Origin of the sequence: Saccharothrix sp. 6-C, assembly GCF_016695385.1 — a bacterium.
GTDB classification, from domain to species: Bacteria; Actinomycetota; Actinomycetes; order Mycobacteriales; family Pseudonocardiaceae; genus Actinosynnema; species Actinosynnema texasense.
The window spans coordinates 4,906,238-4,923,995 of record NZ_CP064192.1 but is presented as its reverse complement, the minus strand read 5'-3'; the positions used below and the strand labels follow the sequence as shown (position 1 = coordinate 4,923,995).

The 17,758-nt window shown below is 74.1% G+C and carries 13 protein-coding genes; 7 read left to right on the top strand and 6 right to left on the bottom strand.

Annotated features, from left to right (window positions below):
* Positions 1–35: 35 nt before the first annotated feature.
* Positions 36–1,094: a LacI family DNA-binding transcriptional regulator gene (locus IOD16_RS20530; protein WP_123747438.1), complete on the top strand. Its 1,059-nt coding sequence runs from the start codon at positions 36–38 to the stop codon at positions 1,092–1,094.
* A 293-nt stretch (positions 1,095–1,387) separates the two neighbouring features.
* Here the strand turns inward: IOD16_RS20530 and IOD16_RS20525 are convergent, their stop codons facing one another.
* Positions 1,388–2,812, bottom strand: a complete 1,425-nt coding sequence (locus IOD16_RS20525) for a WGR domain-containing protein (RefSeq protein WP_201435726.1) — start codon at positions 2,810–2,812, stop codon at positions 1,388–1,390.
* Positions 2,813–2,924: 112 nt separating this feature from the next.
* On the opposite strand from IOD16_RS20525, the gene IOD16_RS20520 reads away from it, so the two are divergent.
* The gene (locus IOD16_RS20520; RefSeq protein WP_201435725.1) at positions 2,925–3,698 is read left to right on the top strand and encodes a hypothetical protein; all 774 of its coding nucleotides are present in this window, start codon (positions 2,925–2,927) and stop codon (positions 3,696–3,698) included.
* 10 nt (positions 3,699–3,708) lie between these two features.
* On the opposite strand, the gene IOD16_RS20515 is transcribed toward IOD16_RS20520, so the two are convergent.
* From IOD16_RS20515 to IOD16_RS20505, 3 genes are all read right to left on the bottom strand, one after another.
* Positions 3,709–4,296, bottom strand: a complete 588-nt coding sequence (locus tag IOD16_RS20515; protein ID WP_201435724.1) for a M15 family metallopeptidase — start codon at positions 4,294–4,296, stop codon at positions 3,709–3,711.
* A 107-nt stretch (positions 4,297–4,403) separates the two neighbouring features.
* A complete protein-coding gene (locus IOD16_RS20510) occupies positions 4,404–5,825 on the bottom strand; it encodes a sensor histidine kinase (protein WP_236594244.1) in 1,422 nt (473 codons plus the stop codon).
* Positions 5,822–6,514: a response regulator transcription factor gene (locus IOD16_RS20505; protein ID WP_201435723.1), complete on the bottom strand. Its 693-nt coding sequence runs from the start codon at positions 6,512–6,514 to the stop codon at positions 5,822–5,824. Before IOD16_RS20505 ends, IOD16_RS20510 begins: the two co-directional genes overlap by 4 nt.
* A gap of 297 nt (positions 6,515–6,811) precedes the next feature.
* On the opposite strand from IOD16_RS20505, the gene IOD16_RS20500 reads away from it, so the two are divergent.
* On the top strand, positions 6,812–7,939 hold the full coding sequence (locus IOD16_RS20500) for a transcription termination factor Rho, short form (RefSeq protein ID WP_328809348.1): 1,128 nt from the start codon (positions 6,812–6,814) through the stop codon (positions 7,937–7,939).
* Between the two features lie 22 nt (positions 7,940–7,961).
* Here IOD16_RS20500 and IOD16_RS20495 read toward each other — a convergent pair whose 3' ends face one another.
* Positions 7,962–8,864: a DMT family transporter gene (locus IOD16_RS20495; protein ID WP_236594243.1), complete on the bottom strand. Its 903-nt coding sequence runs from the start codon at positions 8,862–8,864 to the stop codon at positions 7,962–7,964.
* A gap of 73 nt (positions 8,865–8,937) precedes the next feature.
* On the opposite strand from IOD16_RS20495, the gene IOD16_RS20490 reads away from it, so the two are divergent.
* Positions 8,938–9,849, top strand: a complete 912-nt coding sequence (locus IOD16_RS20490; protein ID WP_201435720.1) for a LysR family transcriptional regulator — start codon at positions 8,938–8,940, stop codon at positions 9,847–9,849.
* A 79-nt stretch (positions 9,850–9,928) separates the two neighbouring features.
* Here IOD16_RS20490 and IOD16_RS20485 read toward each other — a convergent pair whose 3' ends face one another.
* On the bottom strand, positions 9,929–11,374 hold the full coding sequence (locus tag IOD16_RS20485; RefSeq protein WP_201435719.1) for an RICIN domain-containing protein: 1,446 nt from the start codon (positions 11,372–11,374) through the stop codon (positions 9,929–9,931).
* Positions 11,375–12,234: 860 nt separating this feature from the next.
* Between IOD16_RS20485 and IOD16_RS20480 the strand changes: the two genes are divergently transcribed.
* The 3 genes from IOD16_RS20480 to IOD16_RS20470 all read left to right on the top strand — a co-directional run bounded on the left by IOD16_RS20480 (position 12,235) and on the right by IOD16_RS20470 (position 17,750).
* Positions 12,235–12,876: a TNT domain-containing protein gene (locus IOD16_RS20480; protein WP_201435718.1), complete on the top strand. Its 642-nt coding sequence runs from the start codon at positions 12,235–12,237 to the stop codon at positions 12,874–12,876.
* Between the two features lie 376 nt (positions 12,877–13,252).
* On the top strand, positions 13,253–14,575 hold the full coding sequence (locus tag IOD16_RS20475) for a cytochrome P450 (protein ID WP_201435717.1): 1,323 nt from the start codon (positions 13,253–13,255) through the stop codon (positions 14,573–14,575).
* Between the two features lie 31 nt (positions 14,576–14,606).
* Positions 14,607–17,750, top strand: a complete 3,144-nt coding sequence (locus tag IOD16_RS20470; protein WP_201435716.1) for an ATP-binding protein — start codon at positions 14,607–14,609, stop codon at positions 17,748–17,750.
* The last annotated feature ends 8 nt before the right edge of the window (positions 17,751–17,758 follow it).

Below are 17,758 nucleotides of genomic sequence, written 5' to 3'. Positions count from 1 at the left end.
CCGGGCCGTCCCGGACCGGCCGTTAGACTCGCGGCATGGCTTCGACGCGTGACCAGGCCCCCGGTGCAGCCGGCGGCGCCGGGATCACCATCGCGCGGATCGCCGAGCTGGCGGGCGTGTCGGCGGCGACGGTGTCCAAGGTGGTCAACGGGCACGTCGAGGTCGCCGCGGAGACGCGTGCCCTGGTGGAGGGCCTGCTCCGCGAGCAGGGGTACCGGCGGCAGAAGAAGGTGAGCAAGGCGCCGCTGGTCGAGGTCCTGTTCCACGAGCTGGCCGGCACCTACCCCGTCGAGGTGATCAAGGGGGTCGAACGGGTCGTCACCGACCACGGGCTGACGATCGGGCTGACCGAGCTGCACGGCACGCACACCCCCGGCCGGAGCTGGATCGACGGGGTGCTGGCGCGGCGGCCGACCGGGGTCGTCGCCGTCTTCTCCGGTCCCACGCCCGAGCAGCACGAGCAGCTGCGCAGCCGTGACATCCCCGTGGTGCTGGTCGACCCGACCGGTGAGCCCGGGCACGACGTGCCGTCGGTGGGCGCGGACAACTGGAGCGGCGGCCTGGCGGGGACCCGTCACCTGCTGGACCTCGGCCACCGGCGCATCGCGGTGATCACGGGCGCGCCGCAGATGCTGTCCGGCCGGGCCAGGCTCGACGGCTACCGGGCGGCCATGGACGCGGCCGGTGTGCCGGTGGACCCGGAGCTGGTCCGCGAGGGCTACTTCCAGATCGCCGACGGCCTGGAGCACACCCGGGAGCTGCTGCGCCTGCCGGACCCGCCGACCGCTGTGGTCACCGGCAACGACGGCGAGGCGCTGGGCGTGTACCAGGCCGTCTACGAGGCGGGGTTGCGCATCCCCGACGACCTGAGCGTGGTCGGTTTCGACGACCTGCCGCCCGCGCAGTGGATGATCCCCACGTTGACCACCGTCCGGCAGCCGTTGAGCGACATGGCGGCCACCGCCACCGGCATGGTGATCGACCTGGCGAACGGCAGACCCCTGTCGCAGCACCGGCTGGTCCTGTCCACCGAGCTGGTCGTGCGCGCCAGCACGGCCGCCCCGCGTCGAGGACCCCTCAGCCTCCGGTCATGACCGCTCGGTGGGCCTCGCTCCGTCGACCCGGCCGACGGAGCGGGAACAGGCCGGGGGCGCAGTGCGGCCGGAAGACCGTGGAGCACAACAGGAACACCGCGCCGATCACGAACGGCCGCCGTCGCGTCGGAAGCCGGTGGCGCCGCGGGGCGGCGGGCCCGATCGGGTGACCGGTACCCGGGTGGCGTGCGGACCGTCGGCGGGTCGGCCCGGGTGGTGCGGTCCTCGCGCGAGGTGAGCGCCCACTCGACCAGCCGTTCGACCTGGTCCGGCCGCAGCCGCGGCGCCGGTGCTCACCGCAGGCGCTTGATCTCGCCGCGCGTGCGGTAGAACGACCCGCCGGCCGACGTGACCACTTCGGTGACCAGGTACCGGGCGCCGGGCACGCGGATGTTCTTGGGGAACTGCACGCCCCACGTCCGGTCGTAGCCCTCCGAGACGACGTGCACCCGGACCCGACCGCCGACCTGCACGCACTCGACCACGACGCCGTCGCCCGGTTCGACGTCCGACACGACCTCGACCTCCGCGGTCGCCTCGACGCGGTCGAGGGCGCCCGCCTTGATGTCCTGGCGCTGCGGCAACCGGCCCTGCTCGGCCGCGCGCACGGCGGACTCCCCGGCGTCGAGGCACGCGAGCGAGCCGTCCGTGGTCACCAGGTAGAGCCGCTCGTCGCGGTACTGCATGGAGAACGCGGAACCGCACCCCGTGGCGAGCTTCCACAACCGGGTGCCGTCGGCGGCGAAGCAGTACACCGAGGACTGGTTGTCGCCCGCGAAGACGAACTCGCCGTCGGGTGACGTCGCGCAGGAGAACACCGCCGCGTCGCAGCGGTACTCGCCGGTCTGGCGCCCGTCGGCCTTGGCGAACCGGTGCACGCGGCCGCGGCTGGTGCCGGCGAAGACCTCGTCGCGCTCCTGCCAGCCGAACAGCACCCCGCCGACGGTGTCCGCGTGCCACGCCCGGTTCCCGCGCCCGGTGTAGTGGGTGACGCCGCGGGAATGGCCGTGGAACACGCCTTCCGGCGAGCAGCGGACCATCCAGGCGCTGTCGCCGGTGGCCGGCACCGACCACTGGAACTCGTCCTCGTGGTCCACCACGGTCACCCCGCCCTGCCGGTCGGACACGCCGAGCACGCCGTCGTGGATGTCGAGCCAGTAGATGTCGACGTCGTCGGCGATCTCGTAGGCCACTCGCGGCACCTTGGCGCCGAGGTCGTACACCTGGCCGTCGTCGCACCCCGCGTAGATCCAGAAGTCGTCGGCCACGATGCACTTCACCGCGTCGGGCAGGCCGAAGCGCCCGGTGACCCGGCCGTCGTGGGTGAGGGTGTAGACGTCGCCCTTCTCGTTGCCGACCCAGGCGTGGTCCTCGCCGATGAAGATGCCGAACGCCGGCGCCCCGGAGGCGAAGCGCCACAGCACCGGCGCCTGGGTGGCGGTGGAACGGGTGCTGACGATCTGCCGCCTGCTCACCGACCGGCGCTGACGCATCCCCCTGACGGCGGGCGCATAGCCCTTGCGCACCTTCTCGCCGATCTTCTTCTCGGCGGCCTTGAGCGCCTTGGTGTGGTCGGCGAAGGTCGCGCTCCTGACCTGCCCCTGTTCCCCGATCCGCCCGTAGGTGATGGTGACCTCGGTGTCGTCGACCCGCACTTCGTAGAACTTGTGCGCGCCACCATCGGCTTCGGACAGCTCCAGGTACGTCGTGGCAGACATGCGTTCGCTCCTTCATCACGTGATCTTCGGCCACGCTATCGAGGGGCACCGACAATTCGCGCGGAGGCCGTCGCGACGCCGGTCGGACGCCGGGACGGCTAACGTGGCGGTCATGGTCAACCCGGTGCGGGTCGTGGCGGTCGCGTGCGCGGGCCTGCTGCTCGCCTCGTGCGGCGTCCTGGGCGAGTCGGCCGCCGGCGACGCGGAGACGGATCGGCAGTCCACGACCCTGGCCGACGCCATCGGCTACCCGCGCCAACCGGACGCGGCCGGTCTCGCCAGGGCCGCGTTGGCCACACCGCTCGGCGGGTCGCCCGGCTTCAGCGTGCTGCTGGCCGAGGACCTGGCCCACGAGGGGCCCGAGGACCCGATGGCGCGCCTGGTCTGGCGGATCCACCGCGACGCGTACGACTCCGGGTGGCAGAAGACCCCGGCGTTCGACGCCTGCTACGAGGTGGACTTCGACTATTACGGCGCGGTGGCCGAGCCGTCACGGGTCGCCTGCCCGGAGGACGCCACCCCGGTCACGCCACCGCCGCTGCCGAAGCGGGGCATCCCGTCGGACTTCGCGCCGGCCCTGGAAACGGCTCTCGGTGCGCTGCCCGGGACACCCGGCGAAGCCGAGGCGCGCGACGCCGTGGCCGCCGCTCTGCCCGCGCCGCGGGTGGACCCGGTGACCGGCCTCGCGAGCATCCCGCCCCGAGTGCTCGTGCACGTCCGAGGCGGCGATGTCGGTGTGGCGCTGTCCGCGAACACCGGCGGAGACGGCGACTGCGTGATGGGGCGGCGTGTGGGCGGCGAGGTCCGGGTGTGGTCGCTCGACTGGCGCGACCTGGGGCCGTTGGAGAAGCCGTGCACCGCCGAAGCCGCGCTGGCCACCTCGTGACGGCGACCGCTCAGCCGGCCGCGTCGTCGCGCGGCGCCGGGCACTCGCCCCCCGGGGTGGTCGAGAGCTCGAAGTGCCACATCTCGTTGGCGTAGGTCTGGCACAGGCCGTGGTCCGAGCCGTGGCGGATGAGCCAGTCGGCGGCGTCGGTCGGGCCGATGTCGATGGCCTTGCCGGTCACGTGCGCGGACTTCTCCGGCGTGCTGACCAACCGCCGAGCCTCCTCCAGGCTCCCGTGCGCGGCCACGGCCTCGTCGAGGAGGCGTTGCTGGTACGCCTTGCTCCGCCACCCCGAGGTCACCCGCAGCTCGACACCGGCCGCCCGCGCGTCCGCCGCCGCTCTCCGCACCGCCGCCAGCAGGTCCGGGTCCAGCCCGGAGATGGCGGGGTGGCCGGAGTCGTCGGGGGAGATGCTGGTGTGGTCGGGGATGCTGCCGTCCTCGACCGCACGGCTCTTGGCGTGCCCCGCCGGGCCGACCGGGGCGCCCGGCGAGCACGCCGACAGCGCCAGCACGAACCCGCAGACCACCGCCGCCGAGATCCGCCGACCCGATCGCCGGTCACCGTCCACACGTGCGCGCGCCCATGGGCAGACCATGTTTCTTCCTCGCTGGTAGTGCCGGATCGGACGTGTCCGACACTGCCCGCGCGATGTCCCCGGCCGGTGCGCGTTGTGTGCGCGTTGTGTGACAAGCGGCCCGCTGATCAGTCGACGCGCGGCGGTCCGCCTCGCGGCACGGTGAGGGTGAACACCGCGCCGTCGACGTCCAGGCGGCCACCGTGCAGGCGGGCGTTCTCCCGCGCGATGGCCAGCCCGAGCCCGCTGCCCTCCGTGCGGCTGCGGGCGCGGTCGCCGCGCACGAAGCGGTCGAACACGACCGGGGCCAGCTCGGCTGGCAGGCCGGGTCCGGAGTCGGCGACGGCCACCCGCACCAGGTCGGGCGCCGTGCCGTCGACGGTCACCGCGACCGGTGGTTCGCCGTGCCGGACGGCGTTGGTCACGAGGTTGCGCACGATCGTGTGCAGGCGGCGGGGATCGGCGAACAGGGTGACGTCCCCGGTGCTCCGGACGGTGACGTCCGCATCCGGCGCGCTCACCTGGACGGCGTCCTCGACCAGCGCCTCGAGGTCGACGGCCTCGGGTCGCAGCTCGGCGGCGCCCGCGTCGAACCGGGACACCTCCAGCAGGTCCTCGACCAGCGCGCCGAGCCGCCGCGCCTGGCTCGCGAGCAGTTCGGCGGACCGGGCGCGGTCCTGCGCGTCCGGGCTGCGCAGACCGTCGGCGGCCGCGACCATCGACGCGACCGGTGTGCGCAGGTCGTGCGCGACGTCGGCGACGAACCGCCGCTGCTGCTGGTCCTTGAGCCGCAGTTGCTCGATGGACTCGCCGAGCCGCTGCGCCATCGCGTTGAACGACCCGGCGAGGTCGGCCAGCTCGTCACGACCCCGCACCGGCAGCCTGGTGTCCAGCGCGCCGTCGCCGAACCGGCGGGCGGCGAGCGCCGCGGTGCGCACCCGGCGCCGCACACCCCGTGCCGCCAGGACGCCCAGCGCGCCGCCGAGCAGCGCGATCACCGCCGCCACGACCGCGAGCCGGTCGCGCAGGGCGGACAGCTCCCGGTCGATGCCGCGCGCGTGGTAGAACTCGGCGAGCAGCAAGCCCGGTTCGACCTCGCCGACGATGACGAGCTGCGGGCCGTCCGGGGTGTCCGCGGTGTAGCGCACCGGGCGCCCGCCCCGCCGTGCCTCGTCCACCCGGGACACGGGCAGCTGCCCGGCGAACGACCCGCCCGTGCCGGCGACCGGGACGTACCTGCCGTCCGCGGCGGTGGACACGGGGCCGGACGTCGGCGTGAAGTTGACCAGCGCCCACGTCAGGCCCAGCCGGGCGCCCATGTACTCGGCCACACCGCCCACCGCGGACTCGAACGCGGTGCTGCGGACCAGGAACTGGTGCGCCTGCTGGGCGTCGGAGTCGAACGCGGCCTGCGCCGAGGCGGTGAACCGCTCCCGGGCGGAGCCGGCCTGGAGCTGGTAGGTCGTCAACGCCATGGCGGCGGTCGTGACGAGGCTGACGGCCGCGACGGTCAGCACGACGGCGGCCCGCAGACCCGGCCGCCACCTCACGGCTTGACCAGGCGGTAGCCGAACCCCCGGACGGTGCGCAGCAGCACGGGGTTGGCCGGTTCGGGCTCGATCTTCGCGCGCAGGCGGGCCACGGCGGCGTCGACCAGCCGCGAGTCGCCGGCGAAACCGTAGTCCCACACCCGCTTGAGCAGCGCCTGCCTGCTCAGCACCTGGCCCGGGTGCTCGGCGAACTCGACCAGCAGGCGCAACTCGGTCGACGTGAGGCCCAGCTCGACGCCGTCGCGGGTCACCACCATGGCGGCGGTGTCCAGCTCGAGGTCGCCGATGGTGTGCACGTGCGGCGTCGGCGGTCGATGCGCGGGCGCGGAGCGGCGCAGGACCGCCTTCACCCTGGCGTCGAGCACCCTCGGCTCGACCGGCTTCACGACGTAGTCGTCCGCGCCGCCCTCCAACCCGACCACGACGTCCACCGCGTCGCCACGCGCGGTCAACAGGATCACCGGCACGGTGTCCCGGGCGCGCAGGCGGCGGCACACCTCGAACCCGTCCACCCCGGGCAGCATCACGTCCAGCAGCACCAGGTCGGTGGACGCGCGCCGCTCGGCCAGCAGCTCCAACGCCCGTTCGCCGCTGCCGGCCACCGCCACCTCGTGCCCGAGGCCCCGCAACGCCCGCGCGAGCGCCTCCGCCAACGCCGCGTCGTCCTCCACGAGCAACAACCGCGACACCGCCGGCACTCCTCGCCCTCGACCAGACCTCGCCGCACAACGTATACCAGCGACTACGCCGAACAGCCCACCGTCGCCGGGCCGGAGGGGGCGACGCTTGCGCGTGGTCCGGACCGACGGCTATGCTGCGTGACATCTAGTTCTCGCGGACGCAGGTGGCCTCAGCCCCTCCCGCGGATTCTCTCCAGACCCGGACTGCGGTCGGACGTGGCCGTGCGGCCTTCCCCGACCTGGCAGCGGGTTCCCGACGCGGCGCCGCCGCGTCGTCCACCGTTCCCGCGATCAGGGAGAAAACCCTTGAACCACAACGATCCTTCCCGCACCCGCCTCACCTCCGGCGTCCTCGACGTCGTGGACCGCCGGGCCGTGCTGCGCACCGACGGCTACCTGCCGGGACCGGACGACGCCACCGTCGCGGCGCACCTCGTCGCCGAGCACGGGCTGCGGCGCGGTGACGAGGTGCACGGCCGCGTCGCACCACCGGCCCGGGACGGCAGGTCGCCGTCGCTGGTCACGGTGGAGGCCGTCAACGGCGCGCACCCGCGCCACTCCCGGTCCCGGCCGGTGTTCACCGACCTGGTGCCCGCCCACCCGCGGGAGCGGCTGCGGCTGGAGACCGAGGCGCACGAGCTGACCACGCGGGTGGTCGACCTGGTGATGCCCATCGGCAAGGGGCAGCGCGCGTTGGTCGTCGCGCCGCCCAAGGCCGGCAAGACCACCGTCCTGCGGGCCATCGCGCACGGCATCGCCAAGAACCACCCGGAGTGCCACCTGATGCTCGTCCTGGTCGGCGAACGGCCGGAGGAGGTCACCGACCTCGCGAGAGCCGTGCCGGCCGAGGTCGTCGCCGCCACGTTCGACCACCCGCCGCGTGATCACACGGCGCTCGCCGAGCTGGCCGTCGAACGCGCGAAACGCCTGGTCGAGCTGGGCCGGGACGTGGTGGTCCTGCTGGACTCCGCGACCAGGCTCGGCCGTGCCCACAACCTCGCCGCGCCGGTGTCCGGCCGGACCCTGTCCGGAGGTGTGGACGCCGGCGCCCTCGCCGGGCCCAAGCGGTTCCTGGGGGCCGCGCGCGCCGTCGAGGACGGCGGCTCGCTGACGATCATCGCCTCCGCGCTGGTCGACACCGGTTCCGCGGGCGACGCGCTGCTCTTCGAGGAGTACAAGGGCACCGGCAACGCCGAACTCCGGCTGGACCGCAAGGCCGCCGCCCGACGCGTGTTCCCCGCCGTGGACGTCACCCAGTCCGGCACGCGCCGCGACGACCTGCTGCTCACCCCCCGCGAAGCGACGGCGACCCGCCTGCTGCGCCGGGCCCTCGCCGGCAAGGAGGATGCGATCGACGTGCTCCTCGACGGCCTGCGCAAGACCCGCGACAACGCCGAGTTCCTCGTCCGCCTCACGAACACCACGCCACGCTGACGCCCCGTGCCCCGTGCCCCGGTCAGCGGCGCGACCCGACGCTGACGAAGGCGACCGCGCCGAGCACCACCAGGCACCCGGCCAACTGCGGCGCGCTGGGCCGCTCGTGCAGCAGCACGACACCCATCAGGATCGCGCCCACCGGTTGCAGCAGCATCATCGTCGCGCCCGTCGCACTCGACAGGCGGGGCAGCGCCGTGGAGATCAGCAACCAGCCCGCGATCTGGCCGATCAGCGCCAACGCGAGCAGCCAGCCCAGCACGGGCCACCCCGGCGACAGGTCGAGCCGGTCCGTCGGCACGCCGATCGCCACCGCCACCACCCCCGCCGACACCGTGGCGAGGAACAACGTGTGGTCGCGGGCGCCGGGTCCGGTGCTGCGGCGCATCAGCACCAGGTAGGCGGCGAACCCCACGCCCGCGCCCAAGGCCAGCACCGCGCCCAGGGCCGGGTCGGGGCCGAACGCCGGCGTGCCCGCCAGGCCGCCCGCGAGCACGATCCCGCCCAGCAGCACCGGAGCGGCCCACACGAAGCGGTTCGACGGCCGTTCCCGGAACACCAGGTACGCCACCGCGGGCACGATCACCACCTGCACGGACAGCAGCACCGTCGCGATGCCCGCGCCGACCAGCGCGATCGCGTCACCCCACAGCACGAAGTCCACGCCGAGCCCGACACCCGCCAGCAGCGGCAGCACCAACCGCCGCCGCGCCGTGCCACGCCGCCGTTCCCACCACACCAGCGCGCCCAGCACCGGAAGCGAGAACAGGCACCGCCAGAACGCGCTGGTGCTGCCACTGGCGCCGGACACCTTGATGAACACCGAGGACAGCGCGATGCAGAGGCTGCCCGCCATCGCGAGCAGCGCCGGGTTCACCCGCGTCCCGGGCGGCACGGTCGCCGGACGGGCTTCGGTCGTGGTCACCCGTCCACCCTGCGACCACCGACCATCAAGGACAAGCGAATTGTCGTCAGCGGAATTCGGTAGCATCTCTACCGTGTTCGGTCTGGAGCGGATGCGTGCCCTGCACGCCGTGGCGACCCACGGGACGGTCGCGGCGGCGGCGACGGCGCTGCACGTCACCCCGTCCGGGGTGTCCCAGCAGCTGGCGAAGCTGGAGCGGGAAGCCGGGCAGCGGCTGCTGGAGCCGCACGGCCGCACCGTCCGCCTCACCACCGCCGGGCACGTGCTGGCGGGCCACGCCGCCACCATCCTGGCCCAGGTCGACAAGGCGCGGTCGGACCTGGAGCTGCTGCGCGAGGACCTCACCGGCCCCCTGCGCATCGGCGCCATCCCCACCACCGTGCACGCCCTGCTGCCGCCCGTGCTGGCGGCGTTGCGCGCGCAGCACCCCGGCCTGGAGGTGACGCTGCACGAGGGCGAGGCCGAGGAGACCATGCCGCTGGTGGTCGACGGCAGGCTCGACGTAGCGGTTCTGGAGAGCTGGGCGCACCGCCCCGTCACCGTGCCGCCGTCGACGTCGCGGACCACGCTGCTGTCCGACGTGGCGGACCTGGCACTGCCGGCGGGCCACCGCCTGGCGCACCGCAAGGCCGTCGACCTGGCCGAGGTGGACGACCTGCCGTGGATCGCCTGGAGCGCGGGCTCGGGCTGCCACGACTGGCTCGTGCACGTGCTGCGGCAGCAGGGCATGAGCGCCCGGATCACCTGCACCGTCGGCAGCTACCCGACCCAGCTGGCCCTGGTCGCGGGCAACGTGGGCGCGGCCGTGATCCCGCGCCTCGGTCGCGACTCCGTGCCCGACGGCGTGCGGCTGCTCACCACCAGACCGGCGCTGAACCGCACCATCTACGCGATCAACCGCGCCGAGGACGACGACCGGGGCGCGATCAGGGCGTGCGTGGACGCCCTGACGGCGGCGGCGACCGGGTTCCACCACCTCGTCTGACCACGGGACGCGAGCGCCCGCCCCCGCCCCGACCGCTCGCCGGTCGGGACAGGGGCGGGCGCACCCGGCGGTGGCCGGCTCAGACGCGCGTCAGCTGGAACTGCTGGTTCTGCCCGCTGCCGCACGGGTACTGCTTGAACTGCAGGTTGTCCTGCGAGCTGCCCGGCAGGTCGAGGCACTTGCCGGAGTGCCGCGCGACCAGCCGGGAGTAGCCGGACCCGGCGTCCACGAGGGACCACTGCTGGTTCTGGCCGGTGTTGCAGCTCCACTGCACGACGGCCGCGCCGTCGGCCGTGGCGGCGTCGCTCACGTCCAGGCACTTGCCGGAGTGCCGGGCGATCACCTGGTAGTAGCTCCCGCCCGCGGACTGGAGGCGGAACTGCTGGTTCTGCCCGCTGCCGCACGGGTACTGCATCAGGGCCGCGCCGTCGGCGCCGCCGGCGTTGGCGATGTCGAGGCACTTGCCGGAGTGCCGCACGCTGATCCGGTTGTAGGTCAGGGCCACGGTGGTGATCGTGCCCGCGGCCGTGTCGATGACGATCTGACCGGCGTTCGACAGGTTCATGGTGGTGTTGTCGGAGAAGGTGATCGGGAGCCAGGCGTAGCTGGAGTCGCCGACCGGCGCGTTCCAGGCCCCCGCCCAGCGGTCGCCCAGGTAGAGGTAGGAGGTCGTCTGGGTGCCCTGGATCGGCAGCACGTAGGCGGGTTGGGAGCGGTACGTGGTGGAGTCGCCCACGTTGCGCATCGCGCTCCAGGGACCGGACACGCTGGTGGCGGTGGCGTACTTCGCCTGGTTCGGCGACCAGCCCGTGGCGCCGGACGTGAGCATGAAGTACACGCCGTTGCGCTTGAACAACGCAGGCGCTTCGCGGTGCCCGCCCGGCCACGGGTTGCCGACCAGCTGGGCGACACCCCGGTAGTCGGCGTTGAGCCGGTAGATGTGCAGGTCGTAGTTCTCCCGCGCGGCCGAGATCATGTACGCCGTGCCGTCGTCGTCCTTGTACAGCGTGATGTCACGGGACATGTGCTGCCCGAGCGGCCGGAAGCTGCCCTGGTAGGTGTAGTTCCCGTCCACAGTGGACGAGTACGCCACGGCCGCTCGCGCCTCGCCGTAGTTCTGCCCGTTCTCCCAGTGCATCCACATGACGTACTGGCCCGTGGAGGCGTTGTAGATGACCTTCGGTCGTTCCACCCAGGAGGTGCGCAGCTCCGCGTGGCTGTTCTGGGTGAGGACGTTGTTGCGGAACTCCCACGTCTTCAGGTCGGTCGAGCGGTAGACCGAGACGGCGCGGAACAGGTTGTCCGGGTGCCGGTTCTCGCCGAACCAGTAGTAGTAGCTGCCGACCTTGATCACGCCACCGCCGTGCGCCTGGACGAGGTTGCCGCTCGTGTCGGTGAACTGCACCCCCACGTCGACGGTGACGGGCGCGGCGTGCGCCGTGCCACCGGGTAGCAGCAGGGTTGCCAAACCGACGGCCGCGGCGGTCAACACCGCGCGCCACCGCCTCGGGGACAAGCGGGACATCTGGACTCCTTTGTCCGGCCCACCACAGGGATCGAACGGCCGGCGCCCGGTGTGGGCTGATCCGTGCGCCGGCGAGCTCCCGGGACGGGGCACCGTCACCGTCCCGCACGAAATGTTTACGCAAACATCGGTCTCAATGCTGGCAGCGCGGCCGTGCCTGCGTCAAGCGGGTGGGCGAAAGGCTCCCGTCACCTGGACCGCAGCACCCGGATGATCGACTCCGGGGACAGCGGCCACGGCCTCGACATCGGGCAGGACGGCCCGGTCGAGTGATCGGCCGCCTCCCGTCGCCGACAGTGGACTGTCACGTCCCGGTGATGGCCCGTCACCCGGTCACGAGCCCCCGGGTGACCGGGTGGTCCGAGCCCAACGCCTCCCGGCAGTCGGCCAGGGCGGCGGTGAACAGGCTGGTGGTCGGGGCCTAGCACGCGGGTCCGGGCCGCCGCGCCGGCCTCGGGGCACCGCCGGCGGAGGTCGCCGGAGGTCAGGCGGGCGTTGGCGAGGTTGTTGCGCAGTACGAAGGTGCTCGACCCGGTCCGGTCCGAGCAACCTCGTGCAGGTGTCGAAGGTGGCTCCGTACAAGGCGATGGCCGTCGTGAGGTCACCGCGGTGCTCGGGCCCCGGCGTCTCCTCCAGCGTGGCCAACCACCGCACGCCCACCGGTCCATCATCGCGGGCGTGGCCTGGGACGGCCGGCACCCCGGGCACGCGCCAAGGGCCACTACACAGCGAAACCGTGTGCTCGACCGGATTACGCGCGGGGTGTTGGATCGGGTGAACCCGCCGTCGGCCGCTCCACCGGGCCGTGGACGGCGCTAGCGTTCGCCGCGTCCGACCGTCGAGCACGAGGAGGTCGTCGGATGCGAGGGTTCGCCAAGTTCGCCACCGCCGTGTCGTCCATCCTGCTGGCAGCCGCCCTGGTCGCCGCACCGTCCGCGCACGCGCAGCCGCAAGATCCCAGCGAGTGCTCCGAGGAGCTGTACCACGGCGACCGCCGGCTCGGGCCCGAGCGACTGCCCGTGGTGGGCGAGGTCGCCCGGCAGCTGGCCGGGTACAGCCGCACCGGGGACCTCTCCGAGGAGGAGTTCCTGGACACCTATTACGACGACGCGACCGGTTCGTGGCGCTACCCGCCGGAGGACGGCTACGAGGTGGGCCCGGACGGCCTTCCGATCAAGTGGCAGGAGACCCTGGACGAAGGCGAGTGGATCGATCGCTACGGCAGCGAGTACGGCGGGTTCCTCGCGCCCGACGGCCTGCCGTACACCGCCCGTTCGATCCCGCCGCAGAGCCTCGTCGGCGTGCCCGCGGCGGCCTGCAACTACCACATCTACGTCGTCCTCAGGGACTTCACCGTGGACGCGGGACCCATCGCGCCGTGGTTCGCGCAGTCCGGGGGCGGCCTCCAGTACCAGTTGCGCGGCGAGCTCGTGCCGGACGCACCGGAGCGGCTGAACGTGAAGTGGCTGCTGGAGCACGGCTACCTCCGAAGCCTGCGCTGACGTCACCCCGCCGCCGATCGGGCCTCCAGGTCGCCCGGGTGTCCCGGTCGTCGACGGCACACCCGGGCGGAAAACCGAATTGCAGGGCTTTCCGCCATGCCGCGAATAGCGGGAACAATCCGGTGCGCGCACGGGTGGTGTCGACCGCACAACGCATGGGGCGCACCGGCGCGAGCCGCACCGGGAAAGCCGTCACGCGAGTCCGCGCCATTCGGTCCACGCGACTTCTCCGCCCGATCCGGTCGCCGACCGAATGGCGAACCGCGCTGTGTGAACGGCTCGATCGGCAAACCGTAGTCGACTGACCGCGACGGGACCGCCACCATGAGGTGGAGCGCGGGAGGTGCGTCCAGTGGACTCGGCAACGCGGATTCCCATGGCACGAGGTCGGCTGCCGCTGATCGGGCACGCCTGGCCGATGATGCGCGACCCGTTGGCGTTCCTCGGCTCGCTCGCCCGCCAGGGCCCGCTGGTCCGGATCGCGCTCGGGCCGGTCAAGGCGGTCGTGGTCTGCGACGCCGAGCTGGCGCAGCGGATGTTCCGCGACGACCGCACGTTCGACAAGGGCGGCCCGTTCGCCGACCGGGTGCGGGACGTGGTCGGCAACAACCTGTCCACCTGCCCGCACCACGAGCACCGGAGGCAGCGGCGGCTGCTGCAACCCGCGTTCCACGTCGGCCGGTTCGACGCGTACGGGCGCACGATGTCCGCGCAGATCGCCGACCGGGTCGGCGCGTGGCGCGACGGGCAGGTCCTCGACGTGCCCGCCGAGATGGGCATGCTCGCCACGAACGTGCTCACCGCCACCATGTTCTCCGACACGCTGACGCCCGCCGAGCTCAAGCGCTCGCAGCAGGACGCGGACGTGCTCGCCGCCGACGTCCTGCCGCGCATGATGATGCCCAAGGCGCTCACCAAGCTGCCGCTGCCGGTCAACGTGCGGTTCGAGCGGGCGCACACCCGGATCAGGGCGATGATCGAGGCGATCGTCCGCACCCGGCGGGAGGAGGGCGGCGACCGGGGCGACCTGCTGTCCGCGCTGCTGGCCGGGTACGACGAGGAGTCCACCGGCGCGGACCGGACGCTGTCCGACCACGAGGTCGTCAACCAGATGCTGACCTTCCACCTCGCCGGCAGCGAGACGACCGCCGTGACCCTCGCCTGGGCGCTGCACCTGATCGCCCGGCACCCCGACGTGGAACGCCGCCTGCACGCCGAGGTGGACGCCGTGCTGGCCGGGCGGACCGCCGGACCCGAGGACGTGGCCGCGCTGGAGCTGACCGGGCGCGTGATCACCGAGACGCTGCGCCTGCGTTCGCCGGTGTACATCCTGACCCGCAAGGTCACCGCCGACACCGAGCTGGGCGGGCACCCGCTGCCGGCGGGCACGGTGCTGGCCTACAGCCCGTACCCCATCCACCACGACCCCGACCTGCACCCGGACCCGCACCGCTTCGACCCCGACCGCTGGGACCCGGCCCGCACACCCGCGCGCCACGCGTTCGTGCCGTTCGCCAACGGCGCCCGCAAGTGCATCGGCGACCGGTTCAGCCTGATGGAGGCGACGATGGCGCTGGCGTCCATCGTCGCCCGGTGGCGGTTGACGCACGTGCCCGGCGACGAGGACGTCCGGCCCGCGACGGCGGCGGTGATCCGGCCGCGTCGACTGCGGATGCGGGCGTCGAGCCGGGTGTCCTAGCCGCCCCGGCCCGGGTCGATACGCTGGCGGCGTGCCCCCCGACCTCGTCCTGCTGTCCGGGGCGTCCTTCCGCGGCCGGGAGATCGCCGGTCCGCGACTGCGCGGTCTCCTCGCGCTGCTCGCCGCCGAGCTGCGCGCCGGCTGCGGCGCCGGGCGGCTGGCCGACGGGCTGTGGCCGGACGAGCGGCCGGCGAACCCGTCCAAGGCCGTGCAGGTCCTCGTGTCGCGGGCCCGGTCCCTGCTCGGCGCCGACGTGATCGCCCGGACCCCGACCGGCTACCGGCTGGCGCTGACCGAGCAGCAGGTCGACAGCTCGGCGGTGCTGCTCCGGGCCGAGGACGCCGCGCGGTGCTCGCGGGCAGGCGACCAGGCCGCGGCGCTCGCGCACGCCGACGCCGGCCTGGCGTTGTGGGCCGGTGATCCCGGCGCCGACACGGGCCCGGTCGACGCTCTGCGCGCCGAGCGGACCGCGACCTACCGCGCGCTGGTCCGGGCACGTGCGCTCGCCCTGGCGCGCCTCGGTCGAGCCGCCGAGGCGGTGGGCCCGCTGGCGGAGGTGGCGGCGGCACGCCCGCGCGACGAGGAGGTGCTGGTCGAGCTGCTGCGGTGCGAGGCGGCGACGGTCGGCCCGGCCACGGCGCTGGCCCGCTACGACACCTACCGGCGGGCGCTGCGCGACGAGCTCGGCACGGACCCCGGCCCGGCGCTGCTGGCCGAGCACCGGCGGCTGCTCCAGGGCGCCGTGCCCGCGGTCCGGCACGGCGTCGCGCACGAGCCGAACCCGCTGCTGGGCCGGGACGACGACGTCACCGCCGTGGAGGCGCTGCTGCGCACCTCCCGCGTGACCTCGATCGTCGGGCCTGGCGGCCTCGGCAAGACCCGGCTCGCCCACGCCGTCGCCCGCCGCGCGGAGGCGCCGTTGGTGACCTTCGTGCCGCTGGCGGCCATCGCAGCCGCCGCCGACGTGGCCCACGAGGTGGCGACGGCCCTCGGCGTGGGCGGGCGCCGGACACCCGGCGGGCACGTCACGGGCACGGGCGACGTCGCCGCGATCGCGGCCAAGCTCGCCGCCGGCCCGTCCCTGCTGGTGCTGGACAACTGCGAGCACGTCGTCGACGGCGTCGCCGACCTGGTGCGGACCCTGGTGTCGCTGACCGCCGAGCCACGCGTCCTCACCACCGGTCGGACACCGCTGGGCCTGACGTCGGAGTCGGTGTACCCGCTGCCGGAGCTGGACCTGGCGACGAGCGCGGAGCTGTTCGGGCAGCGGGCGCGGGCCGCGCGGCCGGGCGTCGACCTGCCCGAGGCGGACGTGGCGGAGCTGTGCCGGCGCCTCGACGGGCTGCCGCTCGCCCTCGAGCTGGCCGCCGCGCGGGTGCGGGTCCTGTCCGTGGCGGAGATCGTCCGGCGGCTCGACGACCGGTTCGCGCTGCTGCGCGGCGGGGCCCGGGACGCGCCGCGCCGCCACCACGCGCTGCACGCCGTCGTGGACTGGAGCTGGAACCTGCTGGACCCGGCCGGTCAGGCGGCGATGCGCGCGCTGTCGACGTTCCCCGACGGGTTCACCGCCGACGCCGCCCGCGTGCTGCTCGACGCGCTGCCCACGACCACCCGCGAGGCGGACGTGGTGCTGGAGCACCTGGTCGACCACTCGTTGATCAAGGTGTCCGACACCCCGTCGGGCACCCGGCTGCGGATGCTGGAGACCGTCCGGGAGTTCAGCGCCGAGCGGCTGGCGGCGGCGGGGGAGACCGACGCCGTGACGACCGCGTTCCTGGGGTGGGCGCGGGCGTTCGGCCTGGCCGGGCACGCGGACCTCTTCGTCGCCGACCCCCACGCCGCGGCCGCCGCGGTCCAGGCGGAGCAGGAGAACCTGCTGCACGCGCTCCGGTCGGCCCTCGACCGCGACGACCGGCCCACCGTCGCGGCGGTCACCGCGGTCCTCGGCGGCCGGTGGAGCCTCGAGTCGAACTACCCGCGGCTCACGGCGCTGGTGCGGCAGACCTCCCCGCCCCTGTCGAGCTACCGGCCGGAGCCCGCGTTCGTCGAGGTGACCCGGACCGCGCTGACCGTGGCTGCGGCGTACGCGTTCGGCTCGGAGGGGCCGCGGCCGTCGCGGTCGGTCGTCGCGCTGCGCCGGCTCGGTGTGGCGGAGCCGGACACGGTGGTCCGGGCGGTCGGCTGGGTGGTCGCCGCGCTGGGCGACCCGGCGCGGCTGAGCCGGCTGTGCGACAGCGCCGAGCCGTTGGTGGCCGGCGTCGCGAACGCCTTCGCGAGCTACCACCGGGAAGCCGTCGGCGACGTCGACGCGGCGCTGGAGGCGGCGGGGCTGGCGCTCGACGTGTTCACCGGGCACGACCTGCCGTGGCCGCGTTCGTTCGCGCACGGCCGGATCGCCGAGATCTGCCTGCGCGCGGGCCGGGGCGCGCAGGCCCGCGACCACCTGGTCGCGGCGCTGCCGCTGCTGCGGCGACTCGGGGCCCGGGTCGACGTGGTCGGCGTGCGGGCGTGGCTCGTGCTGGCCAACCTCCAGCTCGGCGACCCGGCCGAGGCCGAGCGGTGGTTGGCCGGGCTCACGCGGGTCGCCCTCGACGAGGAGGAGACCACGTCGGTCGGCTACGACCTCGGCATCCGGGCCGAGGTGCGGTTCGCCCGCGGCGAGGTGGAGCCGGGCCTGGGGCTGTGGCGGCGGGCCCTGGACCGGATCCGCGACGCGGGCCTGCCCGACTCGGACCCGTGGGCGGCGCAAGCGCGGTCGACGGCCGTCGTCGCGCACGCCCGGCACGACCGGCTCGACCTCGTCGCCGACGTCGCCGACGCGCTGCCCGGACCGCTGACCGACCTGCTGACCGCCCCGCCGGTCCTGGCGGGGCAGGCGACCTGCGGCACCCTGCTGGTGGCCGTCGCCGCCGCGGACCTCGCCCGCGCCCGCCGGGCCGGCGACCCGTGCCGCGCGCGGTCGGCGGCCCGGATGCTCGCGCTGGCCGAGCGCTTCCGGTTCCCGCGCGACTTCCACCCGACGATGTCCGCCGACGCGGTCCGGACGGACGCCGAACGCGCCGACCGGGCGGCGTACGACGAGGCGGTGTCGTCGTACGCCGCCCTGGACCCGGCCGGTCTCCGGGCGGCGGCGCTGGACCTGCTGCGCGGACGCCCGGCCCAGCCCGACCGCTGAGGCCTCGG